Origin of the sequence: Ferrovum myxofaciens, assembly GCF_013181415.1 — a bacterium.
GTDB lineage: Bacteria > Pseudomonadota > Gammaproteobacteria > Burkholderiales > Ferrovaceae > Ferrovum > Ferrovum myxofaciens.
Genome location: NZ_CP053676.1, coordinates 1,219,839 through 1,242,844, shown reverse-complemented (window position 1 = coordinate 1,242,844; position 23,006 = coordinate 1,219,839). Strand labels below are relative to the sequence as shown.

The following is a 23,006-nucleotide window of genomic DNA, read 5'->3' as shown; positions in this document are numbered from 1 at the left end:
AGCGCGATGGATCAGGGGTTTTTGGAGAGGTGTGGGGTGAGCCAGGTGGTCATGTCGTGAATCTCCTCCCCGCAGACACTGTGTGGCATGGGGTAACTGTGCCAGGTCAGGGGGTAGCCTGCACTTTCCAGGAATTGGCGCGACTGGTTGCCCTGTGCCCAGGGAATAACTGGATCCTGGGTGCCGTGGGCCATGAAAATGGGCAAGGTGCGGTTAGCCGGATGGGCTCGCTGGGCCAGTTCGTGGCTCAGGGGAAGATAGGTGGAAAGTGCCAGTACGCCTCCCAGGGGCACGGGCATGCGTGTGCCGGCGGTGAGCGCAACGGCGCCGCCTTGGGAGAAACCGGCAATGAAAATGTTTCGGGCAGGGATCCCGCGCTGCACTTCGTTTTCAATGAGATGCTGGACAGCGGCACAGGAGACCCGCAGGTCATCATCGTTGGGCACCCAGCGTTCGCCCTCCAGGGCGATATCATACCAGGCACGCATGACCATTCCCTGATTCAAGGTGAGAGGGCGGCGCGGGGCATGGGGCAGGATGTGACGGAGGGCAGGATGAGTCAGCGCCAGGGTTTCGGCTACGGTCACGAAATCATTTCCATCGGCCCCCAGGCCATGTAGCCAGAACAGGGTGGCACGGGCAGGAACCAAGGGGTCGAGCACCACCGGTGGGGTGTCCCAAAAACGGTCAGAGGTCGGATTCTTCATGGGATACGGGCGAGACAGCCTCCAGAAAGGGCGCCAGGGTGTGGAACAACGCGCGAAAATGGCGGGGTGGCTTGTGCAGGATGCGCTCCCGTTGAGCCGCCAGCACCTGCTGGCGCAAATGTTGACGATCCACCGCGGGGTAATCGCGCGCAAACAGATCCACCAGGGAAACATCCTCCATCATGCGTTCGCGCCATCGCTCGGTGCGGTGCATGGCTGCGGTGGCAGCATGGGAATGACCATTCAGGCGATCCAGATATTCCCGGATAGGGGCAGGGTCCACGTGGCGCATGAGTTTGCCGATGTATTGAAACTGACGTCTCAGTCCGCCATGGGCATGAATGGTTTTGGCGTCCAGAATGGCCTGAAGCAAAGGATCGGGCAGGTCGAGGGTGCGCAGTTGGGGGGGCTTCAGAGCCACCAGTGCTTCTCCCAAGGCCTGCAGGGCTTCCATGTCGCGTTTGCGTTGGGTTTTGCTGAGCAGTTCTTCGGAGTGCACGGTTTTCCAGAATTCCATCAATGTTGCTATGATACCGGAATTATATGCAAAGGAATCTCTATTGTGTCGGATCATTCACCTTTTCATTATTCTCAGGAGTATTTTCAATCTCTGGTCCAGACGGCGCTTCAGCAGGCCTGCCAGGCCGGGGCCAGCGCAGCCGAAGTGGAAGTGAGCGAAGGAGTCGGCCTGGGCGTCACGGTGCGCCTGGGGGAAGTGGAAACCATCGAATACAACCGTGACAAGGATCTTGGGGTGACGGTGTATTTCGGGCCACAGCGGGGACAGGCCAGTACCTCGGATTTTTCGGCGGCGGCCTTGCGCAGTACCGTGGACAAGGCGGTGGCCATTGCCCGTCATACGGCGCTGGATCCCTTTGCGGGGTTGGCCGACCCTGCCTTGCTGGCTCAGGCACCCTGGCCCGATCTCGGCCTGTTCCGTCCCTGGGATCTGAGCGTGGAACAGGGCATCGACTGGGCGCGCCGCTGCGAATCGGCGGCCCTTGCTCAGGACCGGCGTCTGAATAATTCGGAAGGGGCCACGGTGCATACCCAGAACTCCCACTTTTTTTACGGCAATACCCTGGGATTCATGGGAGGGTATGCCGGGTCCAGCCACAATCTGAGTTGCGCCGTCATTGCCGGTAAAGATCAGGATATGCAGCGCGATTACTGGTACAGCACGTCGCGTCATCCAGACCAACTGGAGTCCCCGGAACAGGTGGGGCGACAGGCGGCAGAGCGTACGTTGCGCCGCCTCGAAGCCCGTCGTCTGTCCACGCGGCAGGTGCCGGTGCTTTTCGAGGCTTCCCTGGCCTCCGGACTGATCGGACATTTCGTTGGAGCAGTGAGTGGCGGGTCACTCTATCGGGGCACCAGTTTTTTGCCCGACAGTCTGGGGCAAAGAGTCTTTGACGAACGGTTTTCCCTGCGTGAGGAACCCCATCTGCCGGGAGGGTTGGCCAGCGCACCTTTTGATGATGAAGGGGTAGCGACACATCCCCGTCTGGTGGTAAATAATGGTGTCGTGGAAGGATATTTTCTGGGCAGTTATTCCGCGCGCAAACTGGGAATGCGCTCCACTGCCAATGCGGGGGGAAGTCATAACCTGATTGCCACCCCTTTCGGCGGTGGCTTTGAGGACCTGCTGCGGCAGATGGATCGGGGCGTGCTGGTCACCGAATTGCTGGGGCATGGAGTGAACGGGGTGACCGGGGATTATTCGCGGGGTGCGGCAGGATTCTGGGTGGAACATGGCCAGATCCAGTATCCCGTACACGAAATCACCATTGCCGGGAACCTCAAGGAAATGTTCCGCGCGATTCAGGGGGTGGGAACGGATGTGCGGGTGCGTGGTTCCAAGATTTGCGGTTCCATCCTGGTGGGGGAAATGACCGTGGCAGGGGAATAGGGCAAGCCATGAAATGTCCCTTTTGCGGTGCCATGGATTCCCAGGTCATCGACTCGAGGATTTCGGAAACCGGCGAGAGTATCCGTCGGCGTCGGCGTTGCGTGGGATGTAACCGGCGTTTTACCACCTATGAGACGGTGGACATTCGACTTCCCCAATTGATCAAATCCAATGGTCAGCGGGAAGAGTATTCGGCAGACAAGGTGCGGGTCAGTTTCATGCGTGCCCTGCATAAACGACCCGTACCCGCAGAACGGGTCGATGCGGCCATCGAACGGATACGCCAGCATTTGCTGGCGCTGGGAGAACGGGAGATCACTTCCCGCCAGGTAGGGGAAATGGTGATGGAAGAACTGCGTCACCTCGACAAGGTGGCCTATGTGCGCTTTGCCTCGGTGTACCGCAGTTTTCAGGATCTGGATGATTTCCGGGACGTGATCCGTGACCTCTGATTCTCCCGATGACCGGGTGCATTTCATGCGACGGGCGCTGGAACTGGCGCAACGGGGGAACTGGACCACCACGCCCAATCCCAGGGTGGGTTGCGTCCTGGTGCAGTCCGGTCGGATCGTCGGGGAAGGTTGGCATGAGCGGGCCGGAGAACCCCATGCCGAGGTCCATGCCCTGCGTGGGGCAGGGGCGCAGGCACGGGGAGCCACGGCCTTTGTGACCCTCGAACCCTGCAGTCATAGGGGGCGCACCCCGCCCTGCGCCAATGCGCTCATCGAGGCGGGCATTGCACGGGTGGTGGTGGCCATGGAGGACCCCAATCCGCGCGTGGCTGGGCAGGGATTGGCCCGTTTGCGGGCGGCGGGGATCGACGTGGAAGTGGGGGTGGAAGCACGGGCAGCGGCAGAACTCAACCCCGGTTTTACGTTGCGCATGACCGAGGGAAGACCCTGGATTCGGGCCAAGCTGGCGCTCAGCCTGGATGGCAGGAGCGCGCTGGGGAATGGCGTCAGCCAATGGATCACAGGGTTGGAGGCGCGTACCGAGGGGCATCGGTGGCGAGCCTGTTCCTGTGCGGTGGCAACCGGTGGTGGTACGATCAGGCAGGATGACCCGGCGTTGACGGTGCGGGCCGTGGAGACGACGCGCCAACCCCAACGTCTGGTGCTGGATCCCCGTCTGGAGACCCCCGCTACGGCCCAGGTTCTGAAAACAGGAGGTCAGTCCTGGTTTTACTGTATCGATCCGGCTCCGTCCGAACGGCAACGGGCCCTGGAAGCAGCGGGGGGAAAAGTGGTTCCTTTGCCGGTTTCGAGCATGGGGCGAGTGGATTTGCGAGCTCTGGTACGGGCATGGGGCGGATTGGAATTGAATGAGGTATTGCTGGAGGCCGGCCCACATTTGACAGGCGCATTGCTGGAAGCAGGGTTAGTGGACGAGGTATTGATTTTTCAGGCGCCCCTCTTGCTGGGTGAGGGGGCCCTGGGGGCGGTGAATTGGTCCCGACCGTTGAGTTCACTGGCCCAGGGGAAGGTTTTGGAGGTCGAGGAACGACGCGTTCTGGGGCGAGATTGGCTGATTCGGGCACGGGTACGAGGGAGTGGGACATGTTTACCGGAATAGTGCAGGCGGTGGGACGGATCGTGAGTATGGAACCTCTGGAAGAGGGGATGCGCATGACCTTCGATACGGCAACCTTATCTCTGGAGGGGGTTGACCTGGGCGGGTCCATTGCGGTCAATGGCGTTTGTCTGACCGTGATTGCCCTGGGCGCGCAGTCCTTTTCGGCGGAGGTTTCACGGGTAACGCTGGAAGGAACCACCGGGTGGGTGTTGGGGCGGCGCATCAATCTGGAGCGGGCCTTGCGTTTGAGTGATGCGCTGGGAGGTCATCTGGTCACCGGGCATGTGGATGGGGTGGGTCGGGTACGCAGTTTCACTCCCTGCGGGGAAAGTGTCACCTTGCAGGTGGAGGCTCCAGGAGATTTGCCCCGTTATATTGCGACCAAGGGATCGGTGACGGTACAGGGGGTGAGTTTGACGGTGAATGCAGTGGAGGGCGCGCTTTTTACCGTCAATCTGATCCCCCATACCCAGCAGGTTACGACCTTGGGGGGCTTGGTGGAAGGTGCCGGGGTGAATCTGGAAGTGGATTTGCTGGCGCGCTATGCCGAACGCGCGCGGCAATGGTCCGATGACAAGGGAACGGGAACGCCTCCCTTGGAGTAGAATGGGGGGTTTGGAAGGAGAAAGTTTGATGACACAGGGGACGGGAGTCCTGGCACCCACGGAGGAGTTGATCGCCGAAGTGCAGGCAGGGCGCATGGTTATTCTGGTGGATGATGAGGACCGGGAGAACGAAGGAGACCTGGTGTTGGCAGCGGATCATGTCACCCCGGAAGCCATCAACTTCATGGCGCGCTATGGGCGTGGGCTGATTTGTCTGACATTGACAGAGGCCCGCTGCCAACAATTGAATTTGCCGCTCATGGTGACGGATAACCGTTCTCCCCTCACCACCAACTTTACCGTGTCCATTGAGGCGGCACAGGGGGTGACCACGGGCATTTCGGCGGCCGATCGGGCGCGTACGGTACAGGCTGCAGTGGCTCGTTTTGCCCGCCCCGCCGATGTGGTGCAGCCGGGACATATTTTTCCGCTGATGGCGCGGCGTGGGGGGGTTCTGATCCGTGCCGGGCATACCGAGGCAGGCTGCGATTTGGCCCAGTTGGCTGGTTTGGAACCTGCGGCGGTGATCTGCGAGATCCTCAAGGAGGACGGTGAGATGGCCCGTCTTCCCGACCTCCTCCCCTTTGCCCGCGAGCATGGCCTGAAGGTGGGGTCGATTGCCGACCTGATCCGTTACCGCAGTCATACCGAATGTCTGGTGGAACGAGTGGCGGCGCGGCCCTTGAATACCCCCCAGGGCACTTTTGAGGTCGTGGCATTTTATGATGCGGTGGGTCATCGTACCCATCTGGCTCTGGTGCATGGTCAGATCGAAGCGGCACGGGAGACATTGGTGCGTGTGCACGAGCCTTTTTCCGTGACAGATGTTCTGGATGACGGGGTGGGGCGGCATTCCTTTGGCATACAGGGCGCCATGAAAAAAATCGTGGCGGCGGGGAGCGGCGTAATCGTACTGTTGCACGGAGAAGATCATGCTCAGGATCTGATCGCCTGGGCCACGGCGGAGGTCACATCGGCACCTTCCCCTGGACGAAAATGGGACTCGCGCCTGCATGGGGTAGGCGCACAGATTTTACGGGCGGTGGGGGTGGGGCGTATGAAAGTGTTGTCCCGCCAACGCAAAATGCCCAGCATGGCAGGTTTTGGACTGGAGATTACTGGATATGTCACACCCGAGGAATAGACCCTGGAATACCAGCATGGCGGATATTGCCTGTGATGGCAAGGGGTTGCGCATTGCCATCGTATTGGCCCGCTTCAATGAGGCCATTGGCGAACAACTACTGGCGGCGACAGGCAAGGCGCTGATGGAGCGTGGCGTGGCTGAAGAAGATATTCCGGTATTGCGTGTGCCCGGTGCCCTGGAACTGCCCCTGACTCTCAAGGTTCTGGCGGAAACCGGGCGCTTCCAGGCCTTGATTGCCTTGGGTTGCGTGGTGCGCGGAGATACCTATCACTTCAAGATCGTGGCGGATGAATCGGCGGCCGGGATTACGGCCGTACAACTGGCTACGGGGATTCCCATTGCCAATGGGGTACTGACTACGGAAAACGATGCTCAGGCCTTTGCCCGGGCCGAACATAAGGGACAGGACTGCGCCTTGGCGGCCATCGAAATGGTGCGTCTGCTCGAAGAAATCCGGCGGGGAATACTATGAAATCGGCACGCCGTCAAGCGCGCGAGTTGGCGGTGCAGGGGCTCTATGAGTGGCAACTGGCAGACACCGAACGGGCAGCCATCATCGATCATCTCGGTACTCAACCTCACTTTATGCGCGCAGATCGGGCGTTTCTTGAAGAGTTGCTGAAAGGAGTGATGACGGAGCGGGAGTCCCTGGATCAGCGGCTGAGCGTGCTGATCGACCGGCCCCTGACGCAGATCAGCCCGGTGGAGCACGCCATCCTGTGGCTGGCCAGTTATGAACTGGTTCATTTTCCTGAAACGCCTTTTCGCGTCATTTTGAATGAGGCCATCGATTTGGCCAAGCGTTTTGGAGGCACGGACGGACATAAATACGTCAACGGCGTGCTGGATCGTCTGGTGGCGCAGGAACGTCCGGAGGAACGCCAGCGTCCGGTGCGTCAAAAAACTTCCTGAGGGACTGTGGTGAAATGACGGGCGAGTTTGCACTGATCCGGCGTTATTTCCATCCTCCTACCCGACATACATTGTTGGCGGGGGGGGATGACGCCGCCTTGATCGTGCCACAGATGGCGCATGAATTGGCCCTTTCCACCGACCTGTTGGTGGGGGGGCAACACTTTTTTCCGGATATGGATCCCCACCGCCTGGGACAAAAAGCAGCAGCTGTGAACCTGTCAGACATGGCCGCCATGGGGGCGACACCCCGTTGGGTTTTGCTGGGGTTGACCCTGTCCTCCTTCCAGGAATCCTGGGTGGCCGCGTTCAGCCAGGGTTTTCGCAAGATTTTGGATGCCCATGAGGTGGACTGGGTTGGCGGAGATACCACGGCGGGGCCCCTTGCTCTGGCAGTGACGATCATCGGTGAAGTTCCGCACGGTCAGGCGTTACGGCGCAGTGGTGCCCATGCGGGAGAGGATATCTGGGTCTCGGGTACCTTGGGCGATGCGGCTCTGGGTTTGGACTGGCGCCTGGGACGTTGCCCGGATCTTGCGCCTGCAGCCCGAGACTTTGCCCTGGAACGCTTCGAATGTCCGACTCCACGGGTCGCTCTGGGGCAAGCCCTGCGCCCTTTGGCCAGCGCTGCCATCGATATTTCCGACGGTTTGCTGGCAGATTTGGGGCATCTTCTGACGGCTTCCGGCGTGGGTGCCCAACTGGAGTTGGCACGCATACCCACCTCTGCGGCTCAACCTTCAGGGTCCACCGATTCGGACTGGCAGCGCCGGGTGTTGCAGGGGGGAGAAGACTACGAATTATGTTTCACTGCACCCTCTTTCCGGCGTTCCCAACTGGAAGCGTTGGGGCGCGCCGGGACGGTGGTCCTGACCCGCATCGGACGAGTGACCGCCGCTCCGGAGGAACGATTCATACGCGATGAGAAGGGCCAGTCCGTGGCAGTTTCCTGGCGGGGATATGATCATTTTGCAGGGGCCTCATGAAACGTGCCACCGCCAGTTTCATGAAGGAAAGCCCACTCCACTGGGTGGCCTTGGGCGGAGGGGCAGGGTTGTCCCCCTGGGCCCCGGGAACGGTGGGCAGTTTGCTTGGTTTTCCGCTCTTTTTATTGCTGCGCTCCCTGCCCTGGGGCGTACAATGGTCGCTTTTGGCGGGTTTGTTTCTGTTCGGTATATGGGCCTGTGGTGCAACGGCACGGGCGCTGGAAGATGAGGATCCCAAGGCGGTGGTTTGGGATGAGGTGGTGGCCTGTGCAGGTGTACTTCTTCTGGCCCCACCCACGGGGCTTGGGTGGATGCTGGGATTTGGGTTGTTTCGTCTGTTCGATATCTGGAAGCCTTTTCCGATTGGCTGGGTTGATCGACGAATCAAAGGGGGGGTAGGGATCATGCTGGACGATGCCTTGGCGGCCGTTTTGGCAATGTGGATACTCTGGCATATAAAGGGGGTATGGCATGGGCACTTCTGAACAGGATCTCGAGACCACGGACCCGCTTCCAAGAAAATCGGACAAAGATCTGGCTCAACGGGTGGGCGATGCCCTGAGTCAACGGGGCTGGACCTTGGCCACAGCCGAATCTTGTACCGGCGGGGGGATGGCCGCTCTGGTTACAGAAATTCCCGGCTGTTCCCAGTGGTTCGATCGTGCCTGGGTGACTTACAGTAACCACAGCAAAGTCACTTTGCTCGGGGTCCCTGAGGCACTCATCGAAGCATTTGGTGCGGTGAGTGAACCGGTGGTTTGCGCCATGGTGGAAGGTGCCCTGAAACTCAGTCGCGCGGACATTGTAGTGGCTGTGAGTGGCGTGGCCGGACCGGGAGGGGGCACGGCGCATAAGCCGGTGGGAACCGTTTGTCTGGCCTGGGGGGAACGGCAGGGAGGGATCCGGACCGATACTTTCTGGTTTCCGGGGGACCGGCACGCCATTCGCGCCGCTGCGATTACCCAGGGTTTGCTGGGCGTGTGGGAATGGGTCTGTAAACCGGCGCTCGCATGAATGGCGGAAGCCCCTTGACGGTCGGGGGTAACTGTATATAATTACAGTCTTTGGCCCTGTGTTGAATGAACATCACAGAATCCGTTTATTGCACGGTATTTCGTCCGGGAATGCGCCTAGAGTGAGTGCTTGGACACATGATAGAGTGAGGAACAGGCATGGAAGAGCATAAGAGCAAAGCGTTGGCCGCTGCGTTGTCCCAGATCGAAAAGCAGTTCGGTAAAGGAGCAGTGATGCGCCTGGGGGCCGGGGGTGTTGAAAATGACATCGAGGTGATTTCCACCGGTTCTCTCGGGCTTGATATGGCCCTGGGTGTGGGGGGGTTGCCACGGGGCCGGATCGTGGAGATTTATGGGCCTGAATCCTCGGGTAAGACCACGTTGACCTTGCATTTCATTGCTGAAATGCAGAAAAAGGGAGGGGTGGCTGCATTTATCGATGCCGAGCATGCCCTGGACCCGGTCTATGCCCAGAAGTTGGGGGTCAATGTGGCTGATCTGCTCATTTCTCAGCCTGATACGGGGGAACAGGCCCTCGAAATCGCGGACATGCTGGTGCGTTCCGGGTCTGTGGATATCGTGGTGGTGGATTCGGTGGCCGCTCTGACCCCCCGTGCGGAAATCGAAGGCGAGATGGGGGATTCCCATGTGGGTCTCCATGCCCGTCTCATGTCCCAGGCATTGCGTAAGTTGACCGGTAACATCAAACGGTCTAATTCCATGGTTGTATTCATCAATCAGATCCGTCTCAAGATTGGGGTTATGTTTGGCAATCCGGAAACCACCACAGGGGGAAATGCGCTCAAGTTTTATGCCTCTGTGCGACTGGATATCCGGCGCGTAGGTTCCATCAAGAGAGGGGATGAGATCATTGGCAGCGAGACGCGGGTCAAGGTCGTCAAGAACAAGGTGGCTCCCCCTTTCAAGGTGGCGGATTTCGACATCCTGTACGGGGAAGGGATTTCACGGGAGGGAGAAATCATCGAATTGGGGGTCATGGCCAAGGTAATTGAAAAATCCGGGTCCTGGTATGCCTATCAAGGGGAGAAGATCGGGCAGGGCAAGGACAATACGCGCCTCTACCTGCGCGAGCGCCCAGCGCTGGCCCAGGAAATCGAGGACCGTATCCGTTCTGCCAGTGGACTGGAAATGCCGGTGGGAAAAACTGAGGAAGAGTGACAACGTTGCGTGAACGAGCCCTGCGCCTCCTGGCGCGGCGCGAATATACCCGGCACGGACTGGCGCTGCGCCTGAAGCAGGAAGTTGCCGCGTGCGTGGATCTGGAGGCGCTGCTGGACCAACTGGAGCGCCAGGGGTATTTGTCAGATCAGCGGGCAGCGGAGGCTCTGCTGCGAAAACACGCAGAGCGTCACGGGGTGCTGCGCCTGCGCCAGGATTTTCAGCAACAAGGGGTTCCTGCGGCCTTGGCCGCATCCCTGCTCGAAGAAGCCCGAGCCCATGAGTTGAAGGCGGGCCAAGCAGTATGGGCGCGGAAATTCGGTCAGTTCCCTGAAACAGCCGCAGATCGGGCCCGACAAATGCGCTATCTGACCAACCGTGGATTCTCCCGTTCCACCATTGCCGCCGTACTTGGCGGGGATGGGGAGGAGGATGGGGAATGAAGGAGGGGGAGGGAGGGGAAAATCACTGTGACCCGGAGCCCACCCTGGGATGAGGCCGCAGCCAGGCTCAGACGAGCCCGGTGGTGTTCTGCAATCCGTTGCACGATGGACAGACCCAATCCACTCCCCTGTTGACCGCTGCCGGGCAAGCGATAGAATCTTTCCATGACCCGCTGCATTTCTTCGGCGGGGATTCCCGGCCCATTGTCTGTGATATCCAGTTGAACTTCATGGGACGCTGTCTGGGATAACTGCAAAACCACCGTGCTGCGGGGAGGGCTGTAGCGGATGGCATTGTCCACCAGATTACGCAGCAGGATGCTCAGATGGCCGCTTTGGCCCAAAATGCGCAGGGCAGTCTCGCCCTTGAGAAGCAGTTCTATTTTTTTCAATTCGGCTTGACCCGCCAAAAAAGCCAGGGACTCAGCCGCGAGGGGATAAATCAGCACCAGGTCATGACGCGTCCCTGCTTCTTCCGGGTCAATGCGTGCCAGAGTGAGGAGTTGTTCGATCAGATGGGTGGACCGTTCTATCCCCTGCTGCACCTGATGCAGGGCATGGTGGCGGTCTTCCTCCATGACGGAACGCAGGGCGACCTGAGCCTGGGTACGTAGAGCCGCCAACGGGGTGCGTAATTCATGGGCGGCATCGGCGGTGAAGCGGCGTTCTGATTCGATGGAGTGGCGCAATCGCCCGAACAGGTCGTTGAGGGCCGTGGCCAAGGGTTTGACTTCGAAGGGGATGGAAAGCAGGTCCAGAGGCTCGAGGCGGTCTGCAGAGCGCTGAACCACTTCGCGCCGCAACTGACGCAAGGGACGCAGTCCGGTATTGACCATGACCCAGATCATCAGGGGAACCAGGGGAATGGCAATGGCCACGGAGGGAAACAACATGTTCAGAACGATCTGACGAGCCAGTCGTTCCCGTCCACGCATGGGTTCGGCCATCTGAATCATGAGTTCATGGGCCGAGTCCCACAGAACCAGTAAACGCCAACGATGGGTATTGATGGTGATCGTGGAATAACCCGGCTGGGTCGAAGCCCCCATCAAGGTGGCAGGGGCAGTGGCAGACCGCAAAATCAGGGTTTGATGGTTCCAGACCTGATAGACCATGGTTTGTTCATACTCATGGGTGACCGGAGATTCGTCCTCGATCCCGTGCTCGATGCGTTCCGTGAGGGTACGTTGCGCAATGCCCAGCAGAACATGGGCGGACTCGGCCATTTGGGCATCAAAGAGGGAGTCCAGTTCCTGTCGTGCCGAGCGGTGGTCAAAGAATACCACCACGATCAGGACGAGGGACATGGCCCCCAACAATAACAGGAGCAGGCGTTGGCGCAAGGAATTCATGGGGTGCGCTGCACGGGTCCGGGAGGATCAGGGTTTGTCGATGACATACCCGATGCCACGCAGGGTTCGGATCAAGGTGTTGCCCAATTTTTTGCGCAAGTGGTGAATATGGACCTCGATGGAATTGCTTTCCACTTCTTCGCCCCAGCCATAGAGACGGGTTTCCAGTTGATCGCGGGTCTGAACCCGGCCAATGTTGAGCAGGAGTTGGTGTAAAAGGGAAAATTCCCGTGCAGACAGTTCCACCGGCGTATCGTTTTTAAATACCTGGTGGGCGGCAGGGTCGAGACTGATCTCCCGGTAGGTGAGGAGGGGGGTGGCCAGTCCGCTGCCGCGGCGCGACAGAGCCCGGAGACGGGCGATTAACTCGTCGAGATCGAAGGGTTTGATCAGATAATCATCGGCACCTGCATCCAGTCCGGTGACCCGGTCAGGAATGGTATCCCGCGCCGTCAAGAGCAGAACGGGAAGGGTCATGGCTTGGGCGCGTAACCATTTCAATAATTCCAGGCCGGGAATTTTGGGTAAACCAAGATCGAGCACTGCAAGATCATAATTTTCTGATTGCAGAGAAAATTTGGCGGTCTGGCCATCTTCCACCCAATCCACGGCATAGCCTGCCTGACGCAGGCCCACGCGCAAACCATCACCCAGCAAAGGATCGTCTTCAACCAGTAAAAGTCTCATGAATCATCCCAAAGAAAGTGACATTCTAGAGGAAATGGCCGGATTCGATCTGTATAAAAAGAAGTGGCCCAGCGGGCCACCTTAAGGGGAAATGAATCCATTCACAGAGGAGTCTCAGACTCAGGAGTGATTAGACACTATTTGCCTTAAGTGCACCTTAAATCGCAGGAATCGTGAGTTATTGAGTGCGTTCCACGGCCAGCAAGGTGAGTTTCTGGAGTGCGTCCCGATAGGTCGAGGGGGGGAGGGCCTGATTCAGGTGAGCCAGGGCTGACTGGCTGAACTGCAACGCACGCTGGCGGGCATACTCCAGGGCCCCGCTGTCCCTGACGATGCAGGCAACGGCTTCCAGAGAGGATCCCCCCCCCTGTTCAATGGCGTTTCTGAGCAAGCCGGCCTGAGCAGGCGCGGCGGTTTGGAGGGCGCGGATCACCGGGAGTGTGGCTTTTCCTTCGGCCAGATCATCACCCAGATTTTTACCCAGATCCTCCAGTTGGCCTGAATAATCCAGTACATCATCGATAATTTGAAAAGCGGTGCCCAATTCACCGCCAAAGGTTGCCAGATGTTCCTCGATGGGAAGGGGGACCTCAGATAGAATCCCTGCCAGACGGGTTGCAGACTCGAACAACTTGGCGGTTTTGTAGCGGATTACCTGTAAATAGCGGGATTCATCCACTTCCGGGTCGTGACAGTTGAGCAATTGCAACACTTCGCCTTCAGCGATCACGTTGGTGGCATCCGCCAGCACCTCCATGACTTTCATCTGATTGACGGAAACCATCATCTGGAAGGCGCGCGAGTAGATGAAATCGCCCACCAGCACACTGGCTTCGTTACCAAACAGGGAATTGGCGGTTTTTTGTCCGCGCCGCAGATCAGATTTATCCACGACATCATCGTGCAACAGGGTCGCGGTATGGATGAATTCGACGACGGCAGCAAGCGTATGGTGATGATGGCCCTGATAGCCCAAGGCACGGGCACAGAGTAGCAGCAGAAGAGGGCGCAGGCGTTTCCCTCCGCTGTGAATGAGGTATTCGGCAATCTGTCGGACCAGCGCCACATCAGAGTGCAAGTGATGGCGAATGACCGCGTCCAGTGCTTTTAGATCATCGGCCGCCAGGATGCGGATCGGTTCAAAACTCACAGCGCGTTCTCATGCACAGGACAACACTCTCAGGGCCAATGGGTTTAGTGAAGACAGGGGGCGATCCGTAGTTTACCAAAGGATCGAAGGCCCCGCATGGCTTCGGCGCCCTGTTTTGGCGCCGGCATACCGGAACTGGCACCGTTTAGCAGCGCGGCGCACGGAATTCTGCCGCGAACTTTTCAAAAAATACAGTTTAATCAGGGGACTTTTCAGGATTCTGCGCCCTGTTTCCTATGGCATCAATTTTGCTTGATAAAGGTTGAAGCGAAGAGATTTCTCGGGAGGTCGATCATGAAAACTGGAAAATTGATGTGGCTGATCATTTCGGTACTCTTGTTGGTCGGTATGGGAGTGGTGAGTTTGACACTGGAGAAGGTGCACCAACAGAAGGAACAACGTCAGCAGGATGCCCTGTTGATGTCCATGGCTCCCTACCAAACGGATATTGATGAGACGTTGAGGGAGATGGAAGACGATTCGGGGCACTGAGGCAAAGGACGGACCTGGGGTCATGACTCAAATTTCAGACCACTGGTGCGTTGGGTGGGGCGAGCCAGTCCGACTTCCAGCGTGTTGGGGTCTGCGCAGAGCAGGGTAAGGCGCTGGCGGGCACGGGTAATGCCGGTGTAGATCAGTTCCCGGGTGACGATGGGATGGGGTGCAGGAAGCACCAGGCAGGTGTGCTCGAATTCTGAGCCCTGGGATTTGTGGACGGTCAGGGCAAAGGCGGTTTCCACATGGTTGAGCCGGCTGGGTGCCCGTGCGCGCAGGGTTCGTGCCGTATCCGGAAAATAGACCCGTAGTCCCTGCGCCGGATGGGGAGAGCGCAGGGTCAGACCAATGTCCCCGTTGGCCAGGGACAGGTCGGCGTCGTTACGGGTAATGATGACCGGACGCCCTTCGTACCATTCGCCCTGGGGCTGGAGTCCGCCCATGGCTCGCAATTTTTGCTCAATGGAACGGTTGAGTTCGATCACGCCCCAGGGGCCCTCGCGCAACGCGCACAGGACACGGAATTGGTCCAAAGTCTGGAGCAGCAAAAGAGCCCAGGCATCAAAATCGGCGGATGCGGCGGGTCGGGTCTGAAGCAGTCGAGAAAATCTTCCATAGGAGAGTTCCGTGGGGCGGGTGGCGACCTCCACCACTTCCTGAGGTGAAGCGCATTCCTTCCAGATCAAGGAGGAATGGGTTTCCTGTTTCAGCAAGCGGGTGACGGAGTTGACGTCACCGGCATTGACCGCCAAGGCCAGGGTGCCGATGGCGGTACCAAAGCGATGACTGTGACGCAGCATGACACGGCATTGGGCCAGATCCGAACCTTTGCTATCCCGCAGATTTTCTGGCAAGGGTGGTTCACCCAGGGCACAGAGAAAAGTGGCCGTCTCCGGACGGTAATGTCCTGCCTCGGCATGGAGGCAGAGATCCCCCAGCACAGCGCCCGCTTCCACGCTGGCCAATTGATCACGATCTCCCAGAAGCACGATGCGGCTGCGGGGCGGGAGGGCATCAAACAGCGCCACCATCATTTTCAGATCCACCATGGAGGCTTCATCCACAATGAGGAGGTCGAGGTCGAGGGGGTGCGCGGCATCGTGGCGGAACTGGCGAGTCGTCCAGTCCTGGCCCAGCAAGGAGTGGAGCGTGCGAGCCGGGCCCACCTGTTCAATGAGGGTCGAAATATCCAGTGCCGCAGGCAGGTTCGAAGGCAATTCACGAAGGGCTTTCTGGAGAGACTCGGTCAGGCGGGCTGCGGCCTTCCCGGTGGGTGCGGCCAGGGCAATGCGCAGCGCTTCCGGACGGGCGGACTGGCTCAGGAGAACAGTTAGCAAACGGGCGACGGTATAGGTTTTTCCGGTGCCCGGTCCGCCGGTGATGAGGGTAAAGGGGCTGCGCAGGGCAAGGGCACAGGCCACCCGTTGCCAATGGATTTCAGAATGGGCGGGGAAGAGGGCGTGAAGCCAGGGAAGGGCGTTGGTCAGCGCATCAAGGGACCAGAGGGCAGGGTCGGTACGCTGGCGAATCTGTTGGCTGAGGGCAGTTTCGTACTGCCAATAGCGGCGCAGGTACAGACGGTTTTCCGCCAGAACCAGTGGAGAAGGGACTGGGGACGAGGGAGGTCTGATACAGGGGCTGCCGTACAGGGTGTTTTGCCAGACAGGGAGGGTGCGCGGCAACCCGGTCAGTACCTGGGCCAGTTCTGCCTCCAGTTCCGTACCCAGAGTCAGGGTATTCAGAAGAAGGGAGTCGAGATCCAGGCAACTGTGCCCCCGTCCTTCCAGATAGGCAACCAAAGCCGTGACCAGCAGAAGTTCGGGCGTGGGTGCGGGGTCATGCCGGGAACACCAACGTGCAAAGGAGATATCGAGTAGGCGTAACTTCCCCTGACGGTACCAGGTTTCAAGATGTTCCAAAAGGGAGGCGGGGGTCATGAAGAGATTCCAGGAAACGCGGGGGTGAGCAAGGCATCGAGCGTTTCAATCCACTCATGGGGAGATTCGAGGAGCAGGCTCCCGCGCTCCGGTCCCTGGATACCCCGCAGGAAGAGGTCGATGCCGCCGCCCAGGTGCTGGCGGGGGATATAGGTGGATCCCAGACGCACTTTCAGAAGGCGGTGCAAGGCCAATAGATAAAGCGCCAGTTGTACCTCATAGCGATGAGTGAGCACGGCCTGCTTCAGAGCCGTGCGGGTATAGGCGGCATCATTTTCCCCCAGGGCATTGGATTTGTAGTCCAATACCCAGAAACGATCCTCCCAGAGGAAGACCAGATCGGCAAACCCCATCATCAATCCTTTCAGTGTCCGTGCCGTGAGGGGGGGGCGAGGGTGACCAGGCCAGAAACGGGTTTGGCAAAAGTCATCCAGTTCTTCGGTATGGGTGGGCTGGAGCGGAAACCAGAACTCCATTTCCTGGAAAGTATGGGGAAGTGCACGCAGGGCCACTCCACTGGGGGCAATGGGGGTCAGGGCGATTTCCTGTAACCACTGCTCGAGGTCAGCGGCATGAGTTTCCCAGCCTTGACGAAGGCAGCGTTGATGTAACTGAAGATTCAATGTAGGGTCGGTATCGAAGGTAAAACGGCGCTCGGCAGCCCAGGCCAGTTGTTCATGCAGAAATTTCCCGGCCCAGGCCCCGCGTGGAAAACGGTGGCGTGGGCTGGTACCGGGAAGAGGCGAGTTTTGTTGTGCAGTGGGTGAATCAGGCAACACAAATGCCAGGGAACGGGTGAGGGAAGAAAAACTGTGAATGGCCCAGGCGCGATCGAAGGGGCCTGTGACCAGGGAGGCAGGGCGCAACGCTGGGGCAGGCGGGGGGATGAAGCCCGTGACTGACAACGGTAGACTGGCTTCCGTGAAGTGCACCTCCGGAAGACTTTTCCAGGTTTCCTGGAGCAGGGGCAACAGTTCTTCGGCAGGAGCGCCCGGGGTGGCCCCCAACAACCAACCCAGGGCACTGGCTGAGAACAGCGGGCCGCTGGTTTTATATTTGAAGGGCGAAACCCCGATCCACAGGGCGTGCTGGGCACGGGTCAAGGCCACATAAAGCAGGCGGATATCTTCCTGGAGACGCTTTTCCTCGGCTTCGGGTTGGGGTTTGAAACAGGTAGCAAAGGGAAGATAGACTACAGGAAATTCCAGGCCCTTGGCTTTATGGATGGTGATGATACGGACCCGGTCCGCATCACTTTCCAGACGTAATTCTTCCGGGCTCGAGGTGGGGGTCTGAAGCTCGTGGATCAGCCACTGGATCAGGGCTTCCGGGCCTTCGAGATGGGCGCTGGTGCGTTGCAGGAATTCCGCCAGATGGAGGACCTGGGTGAGACGACGCTCTCCGTCTTTTTCCTGTAACCAGCGGGCTGGCAGAAAGAAATGATGCAGCAGGCGCTGCAGCATGGATAAAACTCCCTGTCGCTGCCAGCAGTGGTGCAGTTCCATCCAGAAATTCAATATCTCTTCAAAGGCGGTTTCCGACCTGGCCCATTGTTCCAGTTCAGCTAGGGAGAATCCCAGGGTGCTGGTGCCCAGGGCCGCCCGCAGAAGGCGGGGGTTGCGGGGATGAGCCACGGACTGGAGCCAGAGAAGGATGTCCGGGGTTTCCGCAGAGTCCAGCAGGTGACTTCGGTCAGACAGATAGACCGAGGGAATGTTTCGTCGTTCCAGGGCACTTTTCACCGCAGCGGCTTCATGACGGTCGCGCACCAGTATGGCCAGATCAGCGGGGCGAAGAAGGGCCTGGAGGCCGCTGGTGTAAAAACCGGCGGCGGAGGTTAGAAGTCTACCCAAATGTTCCGCACAATGTTCTGCCATGCGTTCGAATAATTGCCCCCGGTTATCCGGTTCCGTGGTCCAGGCCACCGTGAGGGCAGGCTGGGGCCGCCCGTCACAGAGCAACTGTTCATCCCGTCCACGGGCCTGTACGGGGTGGAACGGCAAGGGAGCATCATCCTTTGCACGAAAGCGGAAGGCCCCGGGTCCGACCCGTTGTTCGGCGCCTTCGAAGAGTCTATTGATGAGTTCGACGACGGGAGCCACCGAACGATGATTGGTGGTCAGGAGGTAATGACGGGGCGCTACGGACGTACGGGCTTTGAGGTAACTCTGAATATCTGCGTCGCGGAAACCATAAATGGATTGTTTGGGATCACCGATCAAAAAGATCCCCCGTTCCGAGGTATTGGCATTCAGATCGTAAATCCGGTCCAGCATGCGCAGTTGGCGCATCGAAGTATCCTGAAATTCGTCGATCAGGGCAACGGGATAGCGCAGGCGCAGACTTGTGACCAGGGCCTCTCCTTGCGGCCCCTGCAGGGCCTGGTCGAGACGTTGCTGGATATCGGTGAAGTTCTGGCGCAGGACCTGGGCCTTGTGCTGGGCAAGGCGCAGGGCGACACCTTCCACCATGAGGTCATGCAAATGCTTCCTTTGGTCTTTCAGGTTTTGCAACGCTGTGCGGAAGTCATGGAGTTCGTCAAAAAGCGCCGGGGGATCGATCTGAAAATTTTTCTTGACTTGTGCCTGGAGTCCGTTGGGCGTAAGTTTGTCCCACTGGTCCTCCGTCAGACAGGGATCGGCCGGGCCGTTTTCCTCGCACCAGTGGAGTAAACGGGCGCACCACTGACGTACTGTTTCCCCCTTGAAGGTTTTTTGATTGAAAGGGGTGTCGGGTTGACTGGGCGGGAGTTGGCCGTCGAGCCAGGCACATAGGATTTCGATGCGGGGACGCCAGAGCGTGCGCAGGGTTTTCAACTCATGGGTCATTGCATGGTGCTTTTCAGTCCAGGCGATGGCGTTAATGCTGACGCTTTCCGTCGACCAGAGCGGGAGGGTGTTTTTTGGGAGATCTTTCTGGATGCGTTGAGAAAAACGGGAGAAATCTTTCCAGTCCTCCAGAAAAACCCGGAATTCCAAACCGCTCAATGGGTAAAGGCGTTGTCGCCAAAGATCCTGCAAAGCCGCGGGAATCAGGTCTTCGTCGTTGTCCGTGATTTGGGCGGGGAACCATTGTCCATGGGCAAAAGTCGTGTCCTGTAACACCTGTTGGCACCAGGCGTCCAGCGTGTGGATGGCGGCGCCCTCCATGGCCTGGCTGGCCAGGGTCAGGCGCCAGGCGGCACGGCGCCGTGCCGACGATTCAGGATAATCGTCCAGCAGGGAACGAAGGAAATCATCGGTGGGAAGACTGTCGCCTCTGAAACAGGCTGCGGCTTCTTCCAGGCGCACTCGAATGCGTTCGGAAAGTTCGCGGGTGGCCGCCCGGGTAAATGTCATGACCAGAATCTGTTCGGGCAGGAACGCGCCGGGGGGGGCGTGATTCGCGGTGCCGTGTCCCAGCACCAGACGCACATAGAGCGCAGCCAGGGTCCAGGTTTTGCCGGTTCCGGCACTGGCTTCGATGAGGCGACTCCCCCACAGGGGAAAGGTCAGAGGATCAAGGGGGTCACTCATGGAAGGACTCTAGGGGAGTCAATACGGCATTTTTTGCCCAGGACCATAGAGGAGGCCCCAGACAGTGGGCCAGGGATTCAAATTCTCCCGTTTGGTTCAGGCAGGCAAAGGTAGGGTAGATCCGTTCCTGATAACGGTCCTTTTCCGCAGGCGAATGGTCTGTCCCTTCGTAGATCTGGGCGGCTTTGCCCAGATCGTCGGATCGAACCAGAGTAAGAGCGGATTTGAGCGCCATCGGCAGCGGTCGGCGATGGCCCTCCTGCCAAAGTTCGATCAGAGAAGAAAGCACCCCATGAGCTTCTTCCGGTGCAGGAGCGCGCAGGGTGAGCAAGGTGTCCTGTGCCACCAGATGACAGTCGAGCACGTGACCCGTGGCGCTGGTAACGAGGTGGCGGAGCCAGACGGGAAGCAGTTTGTGCAGTTGCAGGTCTTTGCCATTTTTTTCCAGGACCCGGGAGGCATGGAGTTCCACCCATGCGGCGGGTTTCCCGTCCCCCTCTCCCCGTAGGCCTTCCAGCCAGTCCCGGATTTCATAGGCACCAAAAGAGAGGTGAACCGGGTACTTCTCGCAGGGGTGGGGATAACGTTCCTGCAATTCTCCCCAGGTTTCCAGCATGGGGGTGACGGTGCTGCGCAATTCGGTCATGACCGCCTGTCCCATTTCCGCCAGGGGCAGTTGTCCGGCACGACACAGACGCTGTAACCGGGTTTCCAGTTCCTGCGATTCGTGCGGGTTAAAAGGTGGGGTGATCAGGGCATCGATCCATTCATAACGTGCCAAACCCGAAGTCTCGAATATTTCTTCGTCCGGGGGAGTCAGGGTTTCCTCAAAATGCGTATTCAGGATGGATTCCAGGTAAAACCTGACCGGGTTTCTGAGAAAACGCCCCAGTCTCTTGAGAGAGAGCGTTTTGGGTGGATCCTGGGGAGCGAGGGGAGGAAAAGGTTCTTTCAGTAATTCCGGGTCAAAGATCCGACGCCATTCCTCGGCATAGGTGTGAAGGGGCTGGTTTTCCTCGAAATAGCGGCGACTGAAGGGTTGCAGGGGGTGATCCTGAGTCTGCTGGGCCAGGAGATCGGAATGCCCGTGACTTTCATCGGGGCGCCAACCGCGCACCAGATAGTCGCGTAACTGGGCCACCAGCACGGAGGGAGGGCGTTCGGAATCATCGCGCGGGTCCCGACCGCACCAGCTGATGGACAGGACTCGCCGGGCGGCGAGCAGGGTATCCAGCATCAGAGCCCGATCATCTTCCTGCCGGGCGCGATCGCCGGGGCGCGGCATGCCTGGCCATTGCATCAAATCGTGCGGGCGCGCGGCAGAGCGGCGAGGAAAGGCTTCGAGATTCATGCCCAATAGGCAGATGACTTCGAAGGGAAGGGAGCGCAGGGGCAATAATGTGCAAAATGTGACGCCTCCGCTGAGAAAACGGCCCGATTCCTTGGGTTCTTCTAGCGTATCGAACCAGGACCGACGAAACAGGGAAAGGGGAATCGGATCTGCAAAACCAGTTTCCTGGCACAGGGTCAGCCAGTCACTCAGGGCTTCGTGCAACAGGCCCAGGCTGAGATTTTCCAGTTCATTGGTCGCATCGAACCAGTGGTCCAGTAAATGGCGTCCCCGCTCCACCCAGACTGCTGGGGGAGCAGGGGTACGCAGGGTTTCCCAGGTTTCTTTCAGGGTCTCGATGAAACGGGCCAAGGAGCCAAGGGTCGTGGCCTCCAGTCCGCTCAAGTGCGGGTAGGGCTCGATTCCGTCGAAGGGGCCGGAACATCCATTGGCATAGCCGAGCCAGAGACGTTCCAGACCAAAGTGCCAGGTATTCTGATCGCCACAGGCCCCCAATTCGAGAGAAGTGCGATGGAGGTCATCCAGGCCCCAGCGAATACCACTGGCTTCCACCCACTGGGACAACTTGCTCACCCCGTTGGCATCCAGTTCAAAGCGCTGTGACAACGCAGGAACTTCCAGCAACGAACGGACTTCACTGGCCGTGATCCGGTGCTGGTCGAGGGCCAGCAGCCATTTCAGGGCGTGGATGAGTGGGGCACTGAGGCGGGGGCGGGAGAGGGCGATTTCATAGGGAATGAAACGCGGGTCGCCGGATTCATAACGATCAAAGACGGCTTCGATGAAAGGGACATAATCTTCGAGCGCGGGAATCATGACCACGATCTGACGAGGCTGCAATGCGGGGGATGCCTGAGTCAAAAGATCGAGCAATTGGTCCTGTAATACTTGTACTTCGCGCAGAGGGCTATGGGCGCGATGAAATATCAGAGAGCGATCCGTTGCAGCAACGGCATTCAGCGGGTGCTCGGCGAGAGGGAGCAAATCGCGGATGGCGCACTGAACTTCTTCCAGTAACGTGCGTGGGATTCGTTCATCGAATAGATCAACGCGGGGGAGGTCCGTGGTATCCGGGACGGAAGGGTCGTAGGCGTCCAGTTGCCGCATGAAGTCTCTTCCCTGGCGACCCCAGGCGGCCAGCAGCGGGTGAGCATGGACATGCATGTCTTCAAAGGCCGTCATGCTGAAATCATGGTGGTGACGCCAGGGTTGGCGGCGCTGAACGGCTTGCCAGAGTTCCCGCCCTTCCACGATATCGGACCAGTGAAAACGACAGGGGTTGAGCAAGGCCACCAGCACTTGGCAGTGATGGGCCAAGGCATCCAGAATCTGCAGGGTTGAATGGGGCAGGGTGGAAATGCCGAAAACGACAATGCGGGGGGGTAACCCGAGGATTTTCCTGTTCCGGTGCAGTCCTTCGAGGACCTGTTGATGCAGGACAGGAAGGGTAAACGCTTGTTCGGTGGGAGACAATTCCTGCCAGAGACAACGCCATAAGGCGGGTTGCCAGGCTTGCGCCGCCGGCACCGGCAACCTTTCTCCCCGGGCCGTGGTCAGTTGGTCTCGACCCTGAATCCAATCCGCCAGCCAGGAGGACCGGTAATTCTGATATTGGTCAAAGAGATCTGCGACTTCGCTGGCAAAGCCATACCGAGCCTCCAGATCCTTCACCCGAAGAAGGTGGGCGATGGCCTCCAGGGGGGCAGGAAGTGAGTTCTGAAGCGCCAGTTTCATGATTCGCCAGATCAGGGCCTGACGATCCAGAGGGGATCGTTCCGCCATCGCCCGGCCCAGGATTTTTCGGTATAAACGCCACAGAAAGCGGCCGGGAAGTTCGGCCCTTGTTGCGGCACAGATCCCCAGCGATTCTGCCAGGGAGGCCTTGACCCATTCGGCCGCACCGATACTGTTGACCAGGATGACTTCTTCGGTCAGAGGGTCCAGAGGGTGCTGGCGCATCCAGTGCACCACAGCCTCTTGCAACAACTCCAGACGGTTGCCATGCAGGACGACGAGACCGGGGGGGTGTGTGCTCATGGGGTGCAC

Annotated in this window: 21 protein-coding genes; 13 read left to right on the top strand and 8 right to left on the bottom strand. The window is 59.0% G+C overall.

Translation table 11 applies throughout. The features are described from left to right. Window positions 1-11 precede the first annotated feature (11 nt). Window positions 12-707: an alpha/beta hydrolase gene (locus HO274_RS06025; RefSeq protein WP_273122148.1), complete on the bottom strand. Its 696-nt coding sequence runs from the start codon at window positions 705-707 to the stop codon at window positions 12-14. Then, a complete protein-coding gene (yjgA, locus tag HO274_RS06020) occupies window positions 688-1,224 on the bottom strand; it encodes a ribosome biogenesis factor YjgA (protein WP_160171548.1) in 537 nt (178 codons plus the stop codon). The genes HO274_RS06025 and yjgA overlap by 20 nt, the downstream gene beginning before the upstream one ends. A gap of 42 nt (window positions 1,225-1,266) precedes the next feature. On the opposite strand from yjgA, the gene pmbA reads away from it, so the two are divergent. From pmbA to recX, 12 genes are all read left to right on the top strand, one after another. Then, a complete protein-coding gene (pmbA, locus tag HO274_RS06015) occupies window positions 1,267-2,616 on the top strand; it encodes a metalloprotease PmbA (protein ID WP_420537395.1) in 1,350 nt (449 codons plus the stop codon). Window positions 2,617-2,624: 8 nt separating this feature from the next. Then, window positions 2,625-3,068, top strand: coding sequence for a transcriptional regulator NrdR (gene nrdR, locus HO274_RS06010; RefSeq protein ID WP_031597454.1), 444 nt, complete (start codon window positions 2,625-2,627; stop codon window positions 3,066-3,068). Then, complete coding sequence (gene ribD / locus HO274_RS06005) at window positions 3,058-4,188, top strand: bifunctional diaminohydroxyphosphoribosylaminopyrimidine deaminase/5-amino-6-(5-phosphoribosylamino)uracil reductase RibD (protein WP_273122142.1); 1,131 nt, start codon at window positions 3,058-3,060, stop codon at window positions 4,186-4,188. Before nrdR ends, ribD begins: the two co-directional genes overlap by 11 nt. Next, a complete protein-coding gene (locus tag HO274_RS06000) occupies window positions 4,173-4,793 on the top strand; it encodes a riboflavin synthase (protein WP_031597452.1) in 621 nt (206 codons plus the stop codon). Before ribD ends, HO274_RS06000 begins: the two co-directional genes overlap by 16 nt. Before the next feature lies 1 nt (window position 4,794). Next, window positions 4,795-5,937: a bifunctional 3,4-dihydroxy-2-butanone-4-phosphate synthase/GTP cyclohydrolase II gene (ribBA, locus tag HO274_RS05995; RefSeq protein WP_273122140.1), complete on the top strand. Its 1,143-nt coding sequence runs from the start codon at window positions 4,795-4,797 to the stop codon at window positions 5,935-5,937. A gap of 16 nt (window positions 5,938-5,953) precedes the next feature. Beyond that, window positions 5,954-6,412, top strand: coding sequence for a 6,7-dimethyl-8-ribityllumazine synthase (ribH, locus tag HO274_RS05990; RefSeq protein ID WP_031597450.1), 459 nt, complete (start codon window positions 5,954-5,956; stop codon window positions 6,410-6,412). Beyond that, window positions 6,409-6,852, top strand: a complete 444-nt coding sequence (nusB, locus tag HO274_RS05985; RefSeq protein ID WP_031597449.1) for a transcription antitermination factor NusB — start codon at window positions 6,409-6,411, stop codon at window positions 6,850-6,852. The genes ribH and nusB overlap by 4 nt, the downstream gene beginning before the upstream one ends. 14 nt (window positions 6,853-6,866) lie before the next feature. Then, window positions 6,867-7,838: a thiamine-phosphate kinase gene (gene thiL / locus HO274_RS05980; RefSeq protein ID WP_273122136.1), complete on the top strand. Its 972-nt coding sequence runs from the start codon at window positions 6,867-6,869 to the stop codon at window positions 7,836-7,838. After that, entirely contained in the window at window positions 7,835-8,323 is a 489-nt protein-coding gene (locus HO274_RS05975; RefSeq protein ID WP_051862347.1) for a phosphatidylglycerophosphatase A family protein, read from the top strand. The genes thiL and HO274_RS05975 overlap by 4 nt, the downstream gene beginning before the upstream one ends. Beyond that, window positions 8,310-8,852 (top strand): CinA family protein, encoded by a 543-nt coding sequence (locus HO274_RS05970; RefSeq protein WP_273122134.1) that lies wholly within the window; start codon window positions 8,310-8,312, stop codon window positions 8,850-8,852. The genes HO274_RS05975 and HO274_RS05970 overlap by 14 nt, the downstream gene beginning before the upstream one ends. Window positions 8,853-9,010: 158 nt before the next feature. Then, window positions 9,011-10,030 carry a recombinase RecA gene (recA, locus tag HO274_RS05965; RefSeq protein WP_031597444.1) on the top strand — a complete coding sequence of 340 codons (1,020 nt, stop codon included), beginning with the start codon at window positions 9,011-9,013 and terminating at the stop codon, window positions 10,028-10,030. After that, window positions 10,027-10,473 (top strand): recombination regulator RecX, encoded by a 447-nt coding sequence (recX, locus tag HO274_RS05960; RefSeq protein ID WP_273122131.1) that lies wholly within the window; start codon window positions 10,027-10,029, stop codon window positions 10,471-10,473. Before recA ends, recX begins: the two co-directional genes overlap by 4 nt. Here recX and HO274_RS05955 read toward each other — a convergent pair. The 3 genes from HO274_RS05955 to HO274_RS05945 form a co-directional block, all read right to left on the bottom strand. Further along, entirely contained in the window at window positions 10,395-11,825 is a 1,431-nt protein-coding gene (locus HO274_RS05955) for a sensor histidine kinase (protein WP_273122129.1), read from the bottom strand. The genes recX and HO274_RS05955 overlap by 79 nt on opposite strands. Window positions 11,826-11,852: 27 nt before the next feature. After that, window positions 11,853-12,512: a response regulator gene (locus tag HO274_RS05950; RefSeq protein ID WP_273122127.1), complete on the bottom strand. Its 660-nt coding sequence runs from the start codon at window positions 12,510-12,512 to the stop codon at window positions 11,853-11,855. 178 nt (window positions 12,513-12,690) lie between these two features. Next, entirely contained in the window at window positions 12,691-13,662 is a 972-nt protein-coding gene (locus tag HO274_RS05945) for a polyprenyl synthetase family protein (RefSeq protein WP_273122125.1), read from the bottom strand. A gap of 294 nt (window positions 13,663-13,956) precedes the next feature. On the opposite strand from HO274_RS05945, the gene HO274_RS05940 reads away from it, so the two are divergent. Continuing rightward, the gene (locus HO274_RS05940; RefSeq protein ID WP_031596422.1) at window positions 13,957-14,154 is read left to right on the top strand and encodes a hypothetical protein; all 198 of its coding nucleotides are present in this window, start codon (window positions 13,957-13,959) and stop codon (window positions 14,152-14,154) included. A 20-nt stretch (window positions 14,155-14,174) separates the two neighbouring features. Here HO274_RS05940 and recD read toward each other — a convergent pair whose 3' ends face one another. The 3 genes from recD to recC are packed head-to-tail and all read right to left on the bottom strand — an operon-like array spanning window position 14,175 to window position 22,997. Beyond that, a complete protein-coding gene (recD, locus tag HO274_RS05935; protein WP_062188054.1) occupies window positions 14,175-16,094 on the bottom strand; it encodes an exodeoxyribonuclease V subunit alpha in 1,920 nt (639 codons plus the stop codon). Beyond that, complete coding sequence (recB, locus tag HO274_RS05930; RefSeq protein WP_273122123.1) at window positions 16,091-19,609, bottom strand: exodeoxyribonuclease V subunit beta; 3,519 nt, start codon at window positions 19,607-19,609, stop codon at window positions 16,091-16,093. Before recB ends, recD begins: the two co-directional genes overlap by 4 nt. Continuing rightward, a complete protein-coding gene (gene recC, locus HO274_RS05925; protein WP_273122121.1) occupies window positions 19,602-22,997 on the bottom strand; it encodes an exodeoxyribonuclease V subunit gamma in 3,396 nt (1,131 codons plus the stop codon). Before recC ends, recB begins: the two co-directional genes overlap by 8 nt. Between the last annotated feature and the right edge of the window lie 9 nt (window positions 22,998-23,006).